The organism is Salinicola halophyticus (assembly GCF_003206695.1).
GTDB lineage: Bacteria > Pseudomonadota > Gammaproteobacteria > Pseudomonadales > Halomonadaceae > Salinicola > Salinicola halophyticus.
Genome location: NZ_PZJN01000004.1, coordinates 178,176 through 195,038 on the forward strand (window position 1 = coordinate 178,176; position 16,863 = coordinate 195,038).

Consider the following 16,863-nt stretch of genomic DNA (forward strand, 5'->3'; position numbering starts at 1 on the left):
TTCAATCAGTCGTCGCCATTCTCCGAATGGGCCGTACCGACAGGGATGTTTTTAAGAGGAGCGGCGCGTTGCATATTGCCGACGTCACGATGTTCTATGCCCCCGCCAGTGGCGGGGTTCGTACCTATCTCGATGCCAAGCACCGGCGCCTTGCCAAGCTGCCCGGCGTCACCTGCAGCCTGCTGATTCCTGGCTCGCAGCTCTTCACCCATAACGGCATTCACGAAATTCCGTCACCGCCGCTGCCGTTCAGCCAGGGCTATCGGTTTCCGCTGCGCCGACGCGGCTGGGAGCGCGAGCTAGTTCGCCTGTCGCCGGATATCATCGAAGCGGGCGATCCCTACGTGACCGGCTGGGCGGCGCTGCGTGCCGGACGCAAGCTCGACGTACCGGTCGTCGGGTTCTATCACTCCGATCTGCCCAGGCTGATCAGCAATCGGCTGGGTAGCGGCACCGACAAACTGGTGGAGCGCTACGTCTATCAGCTCTACCGTCGCTTCGATCAGGTGCTGGCACCCAGCCGCGTGATGGCCGAGCGGCTGACACGGCTCGGAATCGAGCGAGTCGCCATCCAGCCGCTGGGCGTTGATCTGGAGACGTTCCACCCCAGTCGACAGAACGCCGCCATGCGCCAGCGACTGAATCTCGACGACGACACCAAACTGTTGATCTTCGTCGGCCGTGGCTCGCGCGAAAAGAATCTGCACGATCTGCTGGAAACCGCCCGCCTGCTCGGCAAGGGCTATCACCTGCTGCTGGTCGGCCCCAGCATGCCTACCCAGGTTCCCGACAACGTCAGCGTGATCGATCGCTATACGCCGACCGAGGAAGTCGCGAGCTGGCTGGCGTCCAGCGATGCGCTGGTTCACGCCGGCACCCAGGAGACCTTCGGCCTGGTCGCTCTGGAAGCCATGGCCAGCGGTATTCCCGTGGTCGCCGCCCGGGCGGGCGCGCTGGCCGAAAACGTGCCGCTGGGCTGTGGTCTGTTGAGCGAGCCGCACTCGCCGGCGGACATGGCGCGCGCCGTGAAAGAGCTGTTCGCCAATCACGACGCCCCGCAAGCCGGACGTCGCGCGCGCCGTTACGTCGAGCGCAACCACGACTGGGACGTCGTCATCGACGGGCTGCTTTCTCACTACCGCCGGCTGACCAGCGCCACCGAAGGTGCGGGGGAAACCCAGCAGGGCTCTCAGCATGGATAAACGGCATTTCTCGCTGGTGCTCCACGATATCGCCCCCGAAACCTGGCCGGACTATCGCGGCTTCGTCGAAGCGATCGACCGTCTGGGCGAACGACTGGGGCAACGCATCCCGATCACCTGGCTCGTCGTGCCCAATTTTCATGGCCGTGGCGAATGCCGGGAGAGCGATACCCTGCGCCGAGTGCTCGATACCCGCCTGGCGCTCGGCGACGAGCTGACGCTGCATGGCTATTACCACCGTGACGATGCGCCGGCGCCGCGTTCGCTGCGCGATTACTACATGCGCCGGATCTACACCTGGGAGGGCGAGTTCTACGCGCTCGACCGTGACCAGGCGGGCGCCCTGCTCGATGAGGGGTTGGCGCAGTTCGATGCCTGCGGCTGGCCCCATGGCGGCTTCGTGGCGCCCGCTTGGCTGATGAGCCAGGGCACGCGTCAAGCCCTGCAGGCTCGCCCGTTCAGCTACACCAGCGATCCGCAGCAGCTGTATCGCCTACCCGGCTTCGCCCCGCTGGAAGCGCCGAGCATCGTCTGGAGCGCGCGCAGCGCCTGGCGACGCGGCATGTCGCGTGTGGTCAGCGCCATTCAGTATCGTCGCTTCCAGCACACGCCGCTGCTGCGGCTGGCGCTGCATCCTGTCGACATGCGCTACAAGCCCTCCTACGACTACTGGCTGCAGCTGGTCGAGCACTTGCTGGAAAACGGTCGCCAACCGTTGACCAAACGGACCTGGCTCGATCATGAGGCGCCCGACCTCGCGACTGACGATCTCGCCAGACAAGCGAACAAGGATCGTCCAGCGGCATGAAACGTATTCTGTGGCTGCTGGCACTGGGTCTGGTAGCGGCGCTGGCGATCCCGATTCTGATCGGTGGCGGCGGCATCGTTGCCGAACTGCGAGGCTTCCCGACTTCGCAACTGCTGCTGATGATGGGCATGATCGTGGTCTGCTGGAATCTCAACGCGCTGCGTCTAAGACTGCTGTTGGCCGGACGGGCGGGGAAACTTTCCCAGATCCGTGCCTTTTCGATCGTGATGGCGACGGAATTCGCGATCTGCGCCACGCCTGGCGGCACCGGTGGCCCGTTGACCCTGCTGGGCCTGCTGGCCCGGCGCGGCATCAGACCGGCTCAGGCATCGGCCATTTTTGCCGTCGATCAGCTCACCGACCTGCTGTTCTTCCTGTCGGGCCTGATCGGCGTCGCACTCTACGTTCTGATCGAGGCCGTCGACTTGAAACTCGGCTGGCTGGTGGGTTTACCCACGCTGCTGCTGCTCAGCGCGCTCGTCGTATTATGGCTGACGCTGACCCATTACACCCGCGTCATGCATATCACCGGCCGCTGGCTGGAGAGACTCAACGTCAAGCGCCGATCGCGCTTCGGCTTCGCCCGCCGGCTTCTGCATTTTCGCAACTCGCTGATCGAAACCCTGCGGCTACCGCGCTGGCTGTTGCTGAGTGTATTCCTGCTCTGCTGCGCTCATTGGCTGATCCGCTACAGCATTCTCTACCTGGTCGTTCAGGGACTGGGGCAGCACATCGACTGGGCCTGGACCTTTCTGGTCCAGATGGTATCGATGGCCGCCGGGCAGCTGAGCTTTCTACCCGGGGGCGCCGGGGGCGCCGAGTTGACGTCATCCGCTCTACTGACGCCGCTGATCGGTGCACAAAGCGCCGCTGCCGCCGTGCTGATCTGGCGTTTCGTCACCTACTATTTCTACCTGCTGGCCGGCTTCCCGATCTTCCTCGCGACCGCCGGAAAGGCATTCCTGCGCATGATCAACAAGCGCAAACGCGCGTAGCCGGCGTACCTGGTCGTTGTTGCCAATAGCCCGTTGCCGATAGCCGGTTGCCGATAGCCAGGTGCAGACGGTCGACGCTTGGCCGTTTCCGGCACATCCCCTCCTTCATTCGAAGGTCACGAAATGACCGCCCGAAACGGCCGTCCAAAACGACACCTAAAACGCCGCCTATAACGACAACGGCCCGCCAGGAAAACCTGACGGGCCGTCGAAGAGACATGACGTCTCGCACTGCCTAGCGCATCACTGACTTACCAGCCGGTGGCAGCTTTCAGTGCATCGCCGATTTCGGCGAGTGAACGCACGGTCTTGACGCCGGCATCTTCCAGCGCCGCGAATTTCTCGTCCGCAGTGCCCTTGCCGCCGGAAATGATCGCACCGGCATGGCCCATGCGCTTGCCCGGAGGCGCCGTGACACCCGCGATGTAGGACACCACCGGCTTGGTCACGTTGGCCTTGATGTAGGCTGCCGCTTCCTCTTCGGCGGTACCGCCGATTTCACCGATCATCACGATCGCTTCGGTCTGCGGATCCTTTTCGAACATCTCGAGGATGTCGATGAACGTCGAGCCCGGGATCGGATCGCCGCCGATGCCCACGCAGGTGGACTGGCCGAAGCCATGATCGGTGGTCTGCTTGACCGCTTCATAGGTCAAAGTCCCCGAGCGCGAGACGATACCGACGCGGCCCGGCTTGTGTATATGACCCGGCATGATGCCGATCTTGGTCTCGCCCGGCGTGATCACGCCCGGGCAGTTCGGGCCGATCAGACGCACACCCAGCTCGTCGCACTTGACCTTGACGTCGAGCATGTCCAGCGTCGGAATGCCTTCGGTAATGCAGACGATCAGCTTGATGCCAGCATTGGCGGCTTCGAGGATCGAGTCCTTGCAGAACGGCGCCGGCACGTAGATGACGGACGCTTCGGCACCAGTCTTCTCGACCGCTTCCTTGACGGTGTTGAACACCGGCAGACCGAGATGTTCCTGGCCACCCTTGCCCGGCGTGACGCCACCGACCATGTTGGTGCCGTAGGCAATCGCCTGCTCGGAGTGGAAGGTGCCCTGGCCGCCAGTGAAACCCTGGCAAATGACCTTGGTGCTCTTGTCGATCAGGATACTCATTACTTGCCCTCCGCCGCTTTGACGACCTGCTGAGCCGCGTCAGTCAGGCTGGTAGCAGCGATGATGTTGAGTCCGCTGGAAGCCAGTTTCTCGGCGCCCAGCTCGGCGTTGTTACCTTCCAGACGCACCACGACCGGTACGTTGACGCCGACCTGCTCGACGGCACCGATGATGCCCTCGGCGATCATGTCGCAACGTACGATGCCGCCGAAGATATTGACCAGAACGGCCTTGACGTTGGTGTCGGAGAGAATGATCTTGAACGCTTCCGCCACGCGCTCCTTGGTCGCACCGCCACCGACATCGAGGAAGTTGGCCGGGCTGCCACCGTTGAGGTTGACGATATCCATGGTACCCATGGCCAGGCCTGCGCCGTTGACCATGCAACCGATGTTACCGTCGAGCGCAACGTAGTTGAGCTCCCATTCCTGGGCATGCGCTTCGCGCTCGTCTTCCTGCGACGGATCGCGCATCGCCTGCAGGTCGGGATGACGATACATGGCGTTGGCGTCGAGGTTGATCTTGGCGTCGAGGCAGTGAAGGTTGCCTTCGTCGGTGATCACCAGCGGGTTGACTTCCAGCAGCGCCAGGTCCTTGTCCAGGAACAGCTTGGAGAGGCCCAGGAAGATCTTGGTGAACTGCTTGATCTGATCCTTGTTCAGGCCCAGCTGAAACGCCAGTTCGCGCGCCTGGTACGGCTGTGCGCCGACCAGCGGATCGATCTCGGCCTTGAGGATCTTCTCGGGCGTTTCCTCGGCCACTTTCTCGATTTCGACACCACCTTCGGTGGAGGCCATGAACACGACGCGGCGTGTGGCGCGATCGACTACCGCGCCCAGATACAGCTCGCTGGCGATATCGGTGCAGTTCTCGACCAGAATCTTGGCAACCGGCTGACCTTTTTCGTCGGTCTGGTAGGTCACCAGATTCTTGCCCAGCCACTGCTCGGCGAACGCCTTGGCGGCTTCCGGACTTTCGACCAGCTTGACGCCACCGGCCTTGCCGCGACCGCCTGCGTGAACCTGTGCCTTGACGACCCACTTGTCGCCACCGATTTTCTTGCAGGCCTTTGCGGCTTCATCCGGCGTGTCGACGGCAAAGCCCTTGGACACTGGAAGACCGTAATCGGCAAACAGCTGTTTGCCCTGATACTCGTGAAGGTTCATCGATTCATGCCATTAGGTTGCATGTGACTCGAATGGCAACGAGCCGGAAGCCGGCTCGTCACCCCCGTGCCATCCCGGTGGAATGGCACCTAGTGCAAGAAGCGCGAGAGAACGACTTACTTTCGCTTCTTGCGATTGGCCATGTGGATGGCGTGCCCATCGACCGCCAGCGCCGCTTCGTGTACCGCTTCCGACAGCGTCGGATGCGCGAAGCAGGTCAGCGCCAGGTCTTCGGCACTGGAGCCGAATTCCATCGCGATCACGCCCTGGGCGATCAATTCGCCGGCGTGCTGACCCAGAATATGAACGCCGAGAACACGGTCGGTGTTGGCGTCGGCAATGACCTTAACCATACCTTCCGGCGCGTTGTTGGCGAGCGCGCGTCCACTGGCCGAGAACGGGAAAGCACCGGTCTTGACTTCGATGCCCTGTTCCTTGGCCTGCTGCTCGTTGATGCCGACCCACGCCACTTCCGGAGCCGTGTAGATCACGCTGGGAATGGCATCGTAGTTCATTTCCGGCTTCTGGCCAGCGATGATGTCGGCCACCATGACACCCTCTTCGGAGGCCTTGTGCGCCAGCATCGGCCCACGAACCACGTCGCCGATGGCGTAGACGCCCGAAACATTGGTACGGCACTGGTCGTCGACGAACACGAACCCGCGCTCATCGAGCTTGATGCCCGCCGACTCGTCGAGCAGCTTGTCGGTGTACGGCTTGCGCCCGACACAGACGATCAGCTTGTCGAAGGTCTGTTCCTGCTCGCCGTCGCCGTCGGTGTACTTGACCACGACTTCGCGCGACTTGCCCTTGCCCTTGATGTCGGAACCGGTCACCCGGGCGCCCATCTTGATGTCCAGACCCTGCTTCTTGAACAGCTTCTGGGCATCCTTGGCAACCGCCTGGTCGACCATCGGCAGGAACGTATCGAGCGCTTCGAGAACGGTAACTTCGCTGCCGAGACGGCTCCACACGCTGCCTAGCTCTAGCCCGATGACGCCGGCGCCGATCACGCCGAGACGCTTGGGCGCCTCGGTGAACTCCAGCGCACCGGCAGAGTCGACGATGACATCGTCGGTCATCGGTGCCGGCGGAATGTTCACCGGTACGGAACCGGAGGCGATGACGACGTTATCGGCTTCATAGGTTTCCGTCTTGCCGTCGTGGCCGGTCACTTCGACCTTCTTGCCATCGAGCAGCTTGCCGGTGCCTTCCAGAGCAGTGACGCCATTGGACTTGAACAGCATGCTGATACCGCCGGTGTTCTTGGCGATGACGCTGTTCTTGAACTCCATCATCTTGGTCACATCGGTCGAGACATCGCCGACGTTGATCCCGATCTCGGCATAGTGATCGCGCGTCTCGACGAACTTGTGCGAGGTTTCGAGCAATGCCTTGGAAGGGATGCAACCCACGTTCAGACAGGTGCCGCCGTGAACCGTTTTGCCTTCCTTGTTGACCCACTTCTCGACACAGGCCGTCTTGAGGCCCAGCTGAGCGGCGTGGATCGCGGCGACGTAGCCTCCAGGACCCGCACCAATGACGATTACATCGAATTTATCGGCCATGAAAAATATCCTGTTCGCTTCGTTTGCCATTCGCCGGGCGAGCCCGGCGAATCGACAGTCGGATGGTTGAGTCGAAGGCGCTTAGATGTCCAGCAGCAGACGCGCCGGATCTTCCAGCAACGACTTGATGGCCACCAGGAACTGGACCGCGTCCTTGCCATCGATCATGCGGTGATCGTAGGAGACGGCGAGATACATCATCGGACGGATCTCAACCTTGCCGTTCACTGCCATCGGACGTTCCTGGATCTTGTGCATGCCCAGGATCGCGGTCTGCGGCGGATTCAGGATCGGCGTCGACATCAGCGAACCGAAGATGCCGCCGTTGGTGATGGTAAACGTGCCACCCTGCATGTCTTCGATGCCGAGCTTGCCTTGCTTGCCACGCTGACCGAAATCGCCGATCGCCTTCTCGACATCGGCCAGCTTCATGCTGTCGGTGTCACGCAGCACCGGCACGACCAGACCTCGCGGCGTGGAAACGGCAACGCCGATATCCTGATAGCCGTGATAGACGATATCGGTGCCGTCGATGGAGGCGTTGACGTCCGGGAAGCGCTTGAGCGCCTCGGTCGCCGCCTTGACGAAAAAGCCCATGAAGCCGAGCTTGACGTCGTGCGCCTTGAGGAAGGTGTCCTTGTATTCGCTGCGCAGCGCCATCACCGCGCTCATGTCCACCTCGTTGTAGGTAGTGAGCATGGCGGCGGTCTGCTGAGCCTGGACCAGACGCTTGGCGATGGTCTGGCGCAGACGGCTCATCGGCACGCGCTGTTCGGGACGCTCGCCCTCGACCGCCGGCGCAGCCGCCGCTTTCGGAGCAGACGCTGCCGGCTTGGCGGATTTCTTCGCCGAGCCGTCGTCGATCGCCTTCTGCACGTCTTCCTTCAGCACGCGACCGCCCTTGCCGGTCCCCTCGAGCTTGCTGACGTCGAGATCGTTCTCGGCCGCCATCTTGCGCGCGGCCGGGGCCAGAATCTTGCCGTCGACCTTGGCGTCCTGCTCGCCTTCGGCGGCTGATGCCTGGTCCTGGTCGCCGGCGGATTCGGCGGAAGCACTGCTGTCGTTGTCACCACCGGCACCTTCTCCACCGGCACCTTCGGAGAACACGGCCAGCAGCGCTTCGGATTCGACGACCTCGCCTTCTTCGACCTTGATCTCGGCGAGCGCGCCGTCAGCCGGTGCAACGACTTCGAGCACGACCTTATCGGTCTCGATTTCGGCCAGCACTTCATCGCGCTTGACCGCTTCGCCGACCTTCTTGTTCCAGCTGGCGACGGTGCCTTCCTGAACGGATTCAGGGAAGCTCGGCGCCTTGACCTCATGACTCTTGCCGGAGGCCGCAGGCTTATCCTTGGCAGCCGGCTTCTCTTCATTCGCCGATTGGCCCTTGTCTTCCGACTCGGCTTCGCCCTTGGCATCGGCTGAGGGCTTGTCCTCGCTCTTGCCGCCTTCGGAAGCCGCGCCGAGGACGCCCAGCACCTGCTCGGACTCGCAGGTATTGCCTTCCTCGATCTTGATCTCGGAGAGCGTGCCCGCCTCGGGCGCCACCACTTCGAGAACGACCTTGTCGGTTTCGATCTCGACGATCAGTTCATCGCGCTCGACGCTATCACCCACTTTCTTGTGCCAGGTGGCGACCGTTCCCTCGGCAACGGATTCGGGAAAAGTCGGCGCTTTGATATCAGTAGCCATGTCGTATCCTTAGTCTCTTTTCTCTCGCGCCTGTCTCAGCGGCAAGGCGCCTTACGCGTTGAAAGCGTCGTCGACCAGTTGGCTCTGTTGGGCCACATGGACAGACATATAGCCTGCGGCCGGGGCGGCAGACGCCGGACGACCGGCGAACTTGAGGCCGTGATCCAGCCCCTCGCGCACCATGCTTGCCACCAGGCGCAGATGATGTTGGCTCTGATACCAGGCACCCTGGTTGAGCGGTTCTTCCTGACACCAGACGACCTGCTCCAGATTCGGATAGGTCTTCAGCGCTTCCAGCAGCTCGTCCTTGGGGAACGGGTAGAGCTGCTCGACACGAATGATCGCCGTATCGTCACGCTCGTTTTCGGAGCGGTACGTCGCGAGGTCATAGTAGACCTTGCCCGAACAGAGCACGGCCCGCTTGACCTGCTGGGGATCTCGCTCGCCGATATCGGGAATGACCATCTGGAAGCGTCCATCGGACAGCTCTTCCATGGTCGAAGTCGCATCCTTGTGACGCAGCAGACTCTTCGGCGACATCACGATCAACGGCTTGCGCAACGGACGAATCACCTGGCGGCGCAGCAAGTGGAAGATCTGCGCCGGCGTGGTGGGCACGCAGACCTGCATGTTGTGCTCGGCACAAAGCTGCAGGAAACGCTCGAGGCGAGCGGAGGAGTGCTCCGGCCCCTGCCCTTCGTAGCCGTGCGGCAACAGCAGGGTCAGACCGCAGAAGCGGGCCCACTTCGACTCACCCGATGAGATGAACTGATCGACCACGACCTGGGCACCGTTGAAGAAGTCACCGAACTGCGCTTCCCACACGATCAGCGAGTTGGGCGCCGTGGTGGCGTAGCCATATTCGAACGCTAGCACGGCCTCTTCCGACAGGAACGAGTCGTAGATGGCGAAAGCCGGCTGATCGTCCTTGATGTGCTGAAGCGGCACATAGGTCGACGCGTCGGCCTGATTGTGGACCACGGCGTGACGGTGCGAGAACGTGCCTCGGCCGGTGTCCTGGCCGGTCAGACGGACCGGATGACCGGCGTTGACCAGGGTGGCGTAGGCCAGCGTCTCGGCGAAGCCCCAGTTGAGCGGCTGGTTGCCGGCGAGCATCTTGCGACGCTCCTCGTAGACCCGAGATACCTGACGTTGAACGTCGATACCGTTGGGGATCTCGCTCATCTTCTGCGCCAGCTGCGTCAGATGTTCGAGGTCGCAGCTGGTATCGGTATCGCCGCTCCACTCGTGGCCGAGATAGGGCGTCCAGTCGACGAACAGTCCGGTATTGGGCTGTTTGACCAGCGCGTTGGCAACATGATTGCCGGCCAGCAGGTCGTCACGATACTGCTCGCCCAGCTGCTTGGCCTGGTCCTCGTCCAGCACGCCTTCCTTGATCAGCTGTTCGACGTAGAGCGTGCGCGTCGACTTGTGCGACTTGATCTTGGAGTACATCAGCGGCTGGGTGCCGGAGGGCTCATCCGCTTCGTTGTGGCCCCGACGGCGATAGCAGACCAGATCGATGACGACATCGCGCTGGAACTCCTTGCGATAGTCGACGGCAACCTGAGTTGCATGCAGCACCGCTTCCGGATCGTCGCCGTTGACGTGCAGAATCGGCGCCTGAACCATCTTGGCGATGTCGGTGCAGTACTCGGTCGAGCGCGCATCGTCGGCACGCGACGTGGTGAAACCGACCTGATTGTTGATCACGATGTGCAGCGTACCGCCGGTCTTGTAACCGCGAGTCTGCGACATCTGGAAGGTTTCCATCACCACGCCCTGACCGGCGAACGCCGCGTCGCCATGCACGACGACCGGCAGCACCTGTTTGCCGTCGTCATCCTGGCGGCGATCCTGGCGGGCGCGAACCGAACCCTCGACTACCGGCGAAACGATCTCCAGGTGCGAAGGGTTGAACGCCAGCGCCAGATGGACCTCGCCACCGGGCGTCATCACGTTGGAGCTGAAACCCTGGTGATACTTGACGTCGCCGGAACCGTGCTCGATCTGTTTCTTGCCGTCGAACTCGTCGATCAGCTCCGAAGGGCTCTTGCCGAGGATGTTGACCAGCAGGTTGAGACGCCCGCGGTGGGCCATGCCGATGACCACTTCCTTGACGCCATAGTTGCCGCTGCGCTGGATGATCTCGTCCATCATCGGAATGAACGACTCGCCGCCCTCCAGACCGAAACGCTTGGTGCCGGGGTACTTGGAGGCGAGATAGCTTTCCAGCCCCTCGGCCGCCGTCAGGCGTTCGAGCAGATGTTCACGCTCGCTCTGACTGTACTTCGGCTTGGAGCGCACCGATTCGAACCGCTGCTGCAGCCAGCGCTTCTCTTCGGTGTTGACGATGTGCATGAACTCGCAGCCGATCGAACGGCAGTAAGTCTGATCCAGTGCCTCGACGATCTCCTTGAGCGGTGCCTCTTCCTTGCCCAGAAAGAACGAGCCGGTCTGGAACGCGGTGTTCATGTCGGCCTGGGTCAGGTCGTGAAAGGAGAGGTCGAGATCGGGGACGGTGTCCGGCTTGCGCAGACCGAGCGGGTCGATTTCGGCGCGCTGATGGCCACGGAATCGATAGGCGTTGATCAGCTGAAGAACCTTGACCTGCTTACGGTTCTCGCTGCTGCCGGAGGCGGCCGTTGCGGCAGGACGCCGTTCGCGCGCCAGCTGGTAGAACTGCTCTCGAATGGGGCTGAGAGGAACATCTTGGGCGGGAGTGCCTTCCAGTCGCGGTAGCTGATCAAACGCTTGGCGCCACTCGTCGGGGACAGTCGCGGGGTCATTCAGATACTGCTCGTAGAGCGCTTCCACATAGTGAGCGTTGCCGCCGCTCATGTGAGAAGTGCGCCACATCAACTCCATTATGCCTTCTTGCATCTCTTGTTCACCCTACACTGATGGGGTGTTGTCGGCGCCGGTCGCGGTTGCGCCTCGGCGTCACTCCGGAACCGTCGCGAGACGGCCAACGAACATGCCTTCAGAGCTACGTCATGATCGTTAAAAGCCGATGCACAAGGCACCGGCCAACATCTTGAGCTGAATTCGACTGCGACATCGCGCCGCAGCCGACAGCGTGGCGACATGATAACAAGCCAAGCGCTACGATTTAAGTCGTAGATGCCGCCTTCGACGAGTTAGGTGGCGTTGGACAGCAACATTTCGCGAATCTTGCCGATCGCCCGAGTCGGGTTGAGCCCCTTCGGACACACCGCCACGCAATTCATGATGCCGCGGCACCGAAACAGGCTGAACGGATCTTCCAGTTCGGCCAGACGGGCCTGGGTCGCGTTGTCGCGAGAGTCTGCCAGGAAGCGATACGCCTGCAGCAGACCCGCAGGACCGACGAACTTGTCCGGATTCCACCAGAACGACGGGCAAGAGGTCGAGCAGCACGCGCACAGAATGCACTCGTACAGACCGTCGAGCTTGTCGCGCTCTTCCGGCGACTGCAGACGCTCGATCGCCGGTTCGGCGGTATCGTTCTGCAGATATGGCTGCATCCGCTCGTACTGCTTGTAGAACAGCCCCATGTCGACCACCAGGTCGCGCATGACCGGCAGCCCCGGCAACGGACGCAGCACCAGCTTGTTGTCCTTCACCACGCCGGATAGCGGCGTAATGCAGGCCAGACCGTTGGTACCGTTCATGTTCATGCCATCGGAGCCACAGACACCTTCGCGACAGCTGCGGCGAAACGCCATCGAGCTATCCTGATCCTTGATCATGGTCAGGATGTTGAGAACCATCAGATCGCGACCTTGAGTATCGATCTGGAACTCCTGCATGTACGGCGCGGAGTCGGTCTCAGGGTTGTAGCGATAGACGGAAACCTGAAGACTGGACATCGTTGACAACCCCCTTAGTAGGTACGGATCTTCGGCTCGAAAGTATCGACCGTCTTGGGCGTGAAGTTGACGTCACGCTGGGTGACGGTCTTGTTGCCCGGATTGAAGATCGAGTGCTTGAGCCAGTTGACGTCGTCGCGATCCGGATAGTCGTAGCGCGAGTGAGCGCCGCGGCTTTCCTTACGCTCCAGCGCCGCGATCGCGGTCGCTTCGGCGACTTCCAGCAGATTGTCGAGCTCGAGTGCTTCGACACGGGCGGTATTGAAGACGTCTGACTTGTCGCCAAGATGTGCCTGCGCGATACGCTCGCGCAGCTCGCCCAGCTTCTTGACGCCTTCCTGCATGTTGTCTTCCTGACGGAACACGCCGAAAGCATTCTGCATGGTGTTCTGCAGCTCGGTCTTGAGCTCCGAAACCGACTCGCCACCGCTGGACTCGTTCCAGCGCGCCAGACGGCTGGTGGCGCGCTCGATGTCGGAAGCGGACGCATCGAGATAGTCGATCCCTTCGCTCAGCGCCTTGTCGATGTAGATGCCGGCGGCACGACCGAAGACCACCAGGTCGAGCAGCGAGTTGCCGCCCAGACGGTTGGCGCCATGAACCGACACGCAGGCCGCCTCACCGCAGGCGAACAGGCCGTTGATGATGTGGTCGTTGCCATCGCTGTCCTGGGTGATGGCCTGGCCATGCACGTTGGTCGGAATACCGCCCATCATGTAGTGGCAGGTCGGCGTCACCGGGATCGGTTCCTTGACCGGATCCACGTGGGCGAAGGTCTTGGAGAGCTCGACGATACCCGGCAGGCGCTTCATCAGCACCTCTTCGCCGAGGTGGTCCAGCTTGAGCATCACGTGGTCGCCGTTCTCGCCGCAGCCGCGACCTTCCAGCACTTCCATGACCATCGAGCGGGCGACCACGTCGCGGCCGGCCAGATCCTTGGCGTTGGGCGCGTAGCGCTCCATGAAGCGTTCGCCATCCTTGTTGATCAGATAGCCGCCCTCGCCACGACAGCCTTCCGTCACCAGGGTACCCGCGCCATAGATCCCGGTCGGGTGGAACTGCCACATTTCCATATCCTGCATCGGGAAACCGGCACGCAGCGCCATGCCGATACCGTCGCCGGTATTGATCAGCGCGTTGGTGGTCGAGGCGAAGATACGTCCCGCCCCGCCGGTGGCCAGCACGGTCGCCTTGGAGGTGACGTGAACGATTTCACCAGTCTCGATGCACAGCGCAATGCAACCCACGACATCGCCATTGGCATTCTTCACCAGATCGATGGCGTACCACTCGTCCAGGAAGACGGTGTTGTTCTTCAGGTTATTCTGATAGAGCGTGTGCAGCAGCGCATGGCCGGTACGGTCAGCCGCGGCACAGGTACGCGCCGCCTGGCCGCCCTTGCCGAAGTCCTTGGACTGGCCGCCGAACGGACGCTGGTAGATACGGCCGTTGTCAAAACGCGAGAACGGCAACCCCATGTGCTCGAGCTCGAACACGGCCTTGGGGCCTTCGGAGCAGAGATACTCGGCGGCGTCCTGATCGGCGATATAGTCGCCGCCCTTGACGGTGTCGTACATGTGCCAACGCCAATCGTCATCGGGATCGGCGGAAGCGATGGCACAGGTGATGCCACCCTGAGCAGACACAGTATGGGAGCGGGTCGGGAAGACCTTGGACAGCACGGCGGTCTTCTTGCCGGACTTGGCCAGTTCGAGCGCCGCTCGCAGGCCGGAACCGCCACCACCGATGATGATGGCGTCGAATGACAGGTTACGCATGGTAGACATGAATCAGGCTCCCCAGAGGACTTGAACGCCCCACACCAGAAAAACGAAGATGGCAAGAATCACCACGGCCTGGAAACCGAAGCGAACACCGGTGTGTTTGAGATAGTCGGTGGAAACCGTCCACAGACCGACCCAGGCGTGAGCGGCCATGGATATGAAGGCCAGCAAGGAGAAGATGCGCATCCAGGTCTGGGCGAACAGGCCGCTCCAGGTGGCATAGTCCAGATTGGGATGGAACAGCAGATAGGCCACGACGAACAGCGCATAAAGCGCCAGAACGACGGCCGACACCCGCTGGATGAGCCAGTCGGAGAGCCCGCTGCGACCCAGATTCGTAATATTGGTTACCATACCCAGACTCCCGCCAGAACCACCAAGACAGCACTGATCACGACCGTGATCTGCGCCTTGCGATTGCCACCCTCGAGATCGACACCGTAGCCGGTATCCATGAGCAGGTGCTTGATCCCCGCGACAAAGTGAAAACCGAGTGCCGACAGCAGGCCCCAGGTAATCAGCTTCGCCAGCACATTGTGAGCCAGCGCATTACGCACCGATTCGAACCCCTCGGGCGAGGACAGTGACGCATCCAGTGCCCAGAAGCCGAAGATCAGGCCGACGAAGAGAATCACGCCGGTAATGCGATGTGCGATGGAAGTGAGTGCGGGAAGTGGAAAATGAATGGTGGATAGGTCGAGGTTTACTGGACGTTTGCTATTCACGGCGCTTAAACACTCTCTTAACCCTGACGGGTCATGCCCGTTCAGGGGCGGTGGTTTTTAGAAGCAGGATCACGGTCGCAAGAGCAGTTCCGATGCGGCCCAAACCGGCTGACGATGCCAAATCGTGCGGTAGCAGATTATAGGGTTTGGGTAGCGGTATGACAAATCGCCACATCGTTCCCTTGACGGCAAAACAGCGAAAAATTCCAGCTCCGGTGAAGACTTAAGGTTGTCGACACTCATTTCGAATTCTTTCGTTATTGTCAGCCCGCCCCCTTCAGTTGGTATGATGGTGCTCTGACCAGTACAGGAACGGGCACACTTCCAACCAGCCCGGCACCCGCCATCATCTCGCGCATGGGGACCGGCGCCGCAACCGCGGCGCCGGGGCCCCTCTGGCGAATTGACAATCCCCCGCGGAAACCTATAGTGGGCGAACGATTTTTCGCCCGCACGGCAGTAAAGACAAAGGCTTATGTCACGTTAAAGGAGGCCTACATGGCTGACAGAAAAGCGAAATTATCGGTCGATGGTGTCGACAATGCCATCGAACTGCCGGTCTACTCCGGCACCGTCGGCCCCGATGTCATCGACGTCCGCAGCCTGACCGCAGAAGGCCTGTTTACCTACGACCCTGGCTTCGTCGCTACTGCTTCGTGCGAATCTGGCATCACCTATATCGATGGCGCTGCCGGCACCCTGCTTCATCGCGGCTACCCCATCGAACAGCTGGCCGAGAACTCAGACTACGTCGAGCTCTCCTATCTGCTGATGTTCGGCGAACTCCCCTCTTCCGATGAATATGAAACGTTCAGAAGCACGATCGCTCGCCACACCATGGTTCACGAGCAGATCGTCAACTTCTACAAGGGCTTCCGCCGCGACGCCCACCCCATGGCAGTCCTCTGCGGTGTCGTTGGCGGTCTTGCCGCGTTCTATCATGACAACCTCGACATCACTCAGGCCGATCAGCGCCATGTCAGCGCCATACGCCTGATTGCCAAGATGCCGACCCTGGCGGCGATGTGTCACAAGTACAACATCGGCCAGCCGTTCATGTATCCGCGCAATGACCTCAACTACTCCGAAAATTTCCTGCACATGATGTTCGGCAATCCGTGCGAGAGCTATGAGGTCAATCCGGTCATCGCCAAGGCGATGGATCGCATCTTCATGCTGCATGCCGATCATGAGCAGAACGCCTCGACGTCCACCGTTCGTCTGGCGGGCTCGACCGGCGCCAACCCGTTCGCCTGCATCAGCGCCGGGATCGCAGCACTTTGGGGACCGGCACACGGCGGTGCCAATGAAGCGGTACTGGCCATGCTCGACGAGATCGGGGATGACTCGGAAGAGAACATCCAGCGCTTCATCGACAAGGCCAAGGACAAGGACGACCCGTTCAAGCTGATGGGCTTCGGTCATCGTGTGTATCGCAACTTCGATCCACGCGCCAAGGTGATGAAGGAAACCTGCGACGAGGTCCTGGGCGAACTGGGGGTCGGGGACGATGCCCAGCTGCAGATCGCCAAGCGCCTGGAACAGATCGCCCTCGAGGACGAGTACTTCATCGAGCGCAAGCTCTACCCCAACGTCGACTTCTACTCGGGGATCATTCTCAAGGCCATCGGCATTCCTACCAACATGTTTACCGTGATCTTCGCGATGGCGCGTACCGTTGGCTGGATTTCCCACTGGAACGAGATGATCACCAACGGCTATCGCATCAGCCGTCCTCGCCAGCTCTACACCGGATACGACAAGCGCGACTACCCGAACGACAAGTAAGATGATCCGGACAGCGAATAGCCAGCACCGTCAAAACCGCCGACCCTGGGTCGGCGGTTTTTTTATGCGGACGGGTCGCCCGGAAGATTTCCACACTTACTGTGGATAACCCTGTTAAAAACCACTCGATAATGTCACCAAACCGCCTCCAGAGGCGCCC

At 61.3% G+C, this 16,863-nt stretch carries 13 protein-coding genes; 4 read left to right on the top strand and 9 right to left on the bottom strand.

Going from position 1 to position 16,863, the window contains the following annotated elements:
• The first annotated feature begins 68 nt into the window (after positions 1–68).
• The 3 genes from gpgS to gpgF are packed head-to-tail and all read left to right on the top strand — an operon-like array spanning position 69 to position 3,005.
• Complete coding sequence (gene gpgS / locus DOM58_RS06055; protein ID WP_110692167.1) at positions 69–1,202, top strand: N-acetylglucosaminyl phosphatidylglycerol synthase; 1,134 nt, start codon at positions 69–71, stop codon at positions 1,200–1,202.
• Positions 1,195–2,010 carry an N-acetylglucosaminyl phosphatidylglycerol deacetylase gene (gene gpgD, locus DOM58_RS06060; RefSeq protein ID WP_110692168.1) on the top strand — a complete coding sequence of 272 codons (816 nt, stop codon included), beginning with the start codon at positions 1,195–1,197 and terminating at the stop codon, positions 2,008–2,010. Before gpgS ends, gpgD begins: the two co-directional genes overlap by 8 nt.
• On the top strand, positions 2,007–3,005 hold the full coding sequence (gene gpgF, locus DOM58_RS06065) for a glucosaminyl phosphatidylglycerol flippase (protein ID WP_110692169.1): 999 nt from the start codon (positions 2,007–2,009) through the stop codon (positions 3,003–3,005). Before gpgD ends, gpgF begins: the two co-directional genes overlap by 4 nt.
• 251 nt (positions 3,006–3,256) lie before the next feature.
• On the opposite strand, the gene sucD is transcribed toward gpgF, so the two are convergent.
• From sucD to sdhC, 9 genes are all read right to left on the bottom strand, one after another.
• The gene (sucD, locus tag DOM58_RS06070; RefSeq protein ID WP_075562578.1) at positions 3,257–4,129 is read right to left on the bottom strand and encodes a succinate--CoA ligase subunit alpha; all 873 of its coding nucleotides are present in this window, start codon (positions 4,127–4,129) and stop codon (positions 3,257–3,259) included.
• Positions 4,129–5,295 (bottom strand): ADP-forming succinate--CoA ligase subunit beta, encoded by a 1,167-nt coding sequence (gene sucC / locus DOM58_RS06075; protein ID WP_075562579.1) that lies wholly within the window; start codon positions 5,293–5,295, stop codon positions 4,129–4,131. Before sucC ends, sucD begins: the two co-directional genes overlap by 1 nt.
• A 116-nt stretch (positions 5,296–5,411) precedes the next feature.
• Positions 5,412–6,863, bottom strand: a complete 1,452-nt coding sequence (gene lpdA / locus DOM58_RS06080; protein WP_075562580.1) for a dihydrolipoyl dehydrogenase — start codon at positions 6,861–6,863, stop codon at positions 5,412–5,414.
• 81 nt (positions 6,864–6,944) lie between these two features.
• Positions 6,945–8,555 (bottom strand): 2-oxoglutarate dehydrogenase complex dihydrolipoyllysine-residue succinyltransferase, encoded by a 1,611-nt coding sequence (gene odhB / locus DOM58_RS06085; RefSeq protein ID WP_110692170.1) that lies wholly within the window; start codon positions 8,553–8,555, stop codon positions 6,945–6,947.
• Positions 8,556–8,606: 51 nt separating this feature from the next.
• On the bottom strand, positions 8,607–11,438 hold the full coding sequence (locus DOM58_RS06090) for a 2-oxoglutarate dehydrogenase E1 component (protein ID WP_110692171.1): 2,832 nt from the start codon (positions 11,436–11,438) through the stop codon (positions 8,607–8,609).
• Positions 11,439–11,695: 257 nt separating this feature from the next.
• The gene (locus tag DOM58_RS06095) at positions 11,696–12,406 is read right to left on the bottom strand and encodes a succinate dehydrogenase iron-sulfur subunit (RefSeq protein WP_075562583.1); all 711 of its coding nucleotides are present in this window, start codon (positions 12,404–12,406) and stop codon (positions 11,696–11,698) included.
• A 14-nt stretch (positions 12,407–12,420) separates the two neighbouring features.
• A complete protein-coding gene (gene sdhA, locus DOM58_RS06100) occupies positions 12,421–14,193 on the bottom strand; it encodes a succinate dehydrogenase flavoprotein subunit (RefSeq protein WP_075562584.1) in 1,773 nt (590 codons plus the stop codon).
• 3 nt (positions 14,194–14,196) lie between these two features.
• Positions 14,197–14,544, bottom strand: a complete 348-nt coding sequence (gene sdhD / locus DOM58_RS06105; protein WP_075562585.1) for a succinate dehydrogenase, hydrophobic membrane anchor protein — start codon at positions 14,542–14,544, stop codon at positions 14,197–14,199.
• Positions 14,538–14,915, bottom strand: coding sequence for a succinate dehydrogenase, cytochrome b556 subunit (sdhC, locus tag DOM58_RS06110; RefSeq protein WP_075562586.1), 378 nt, complete (start codon positions 14,913–14,915; stop codon positions 14,538–14,540). Before sdhC ends, sdhD begins: the two co-directional genes overlap by 7 nt.
• A gap of 498 nt (positions 14,916–15,413) precedes the next feature.
• Here sdhC and gltA point away from each other — a divergent pair, with 498 nt between their 5' ends.
• Positions 15,414–16,703, top strand: a complete 1,290-nt coding sequence (gltA, locus tag DOM58_RS06115; protein ID WP_110692172.1) for a citrate synthase — start codon at positions 15,414–15,416, stop codon at positions 16,701–16,703.
• Positions 16,704–16,863 lie beyond the last annotated feature (160 nt).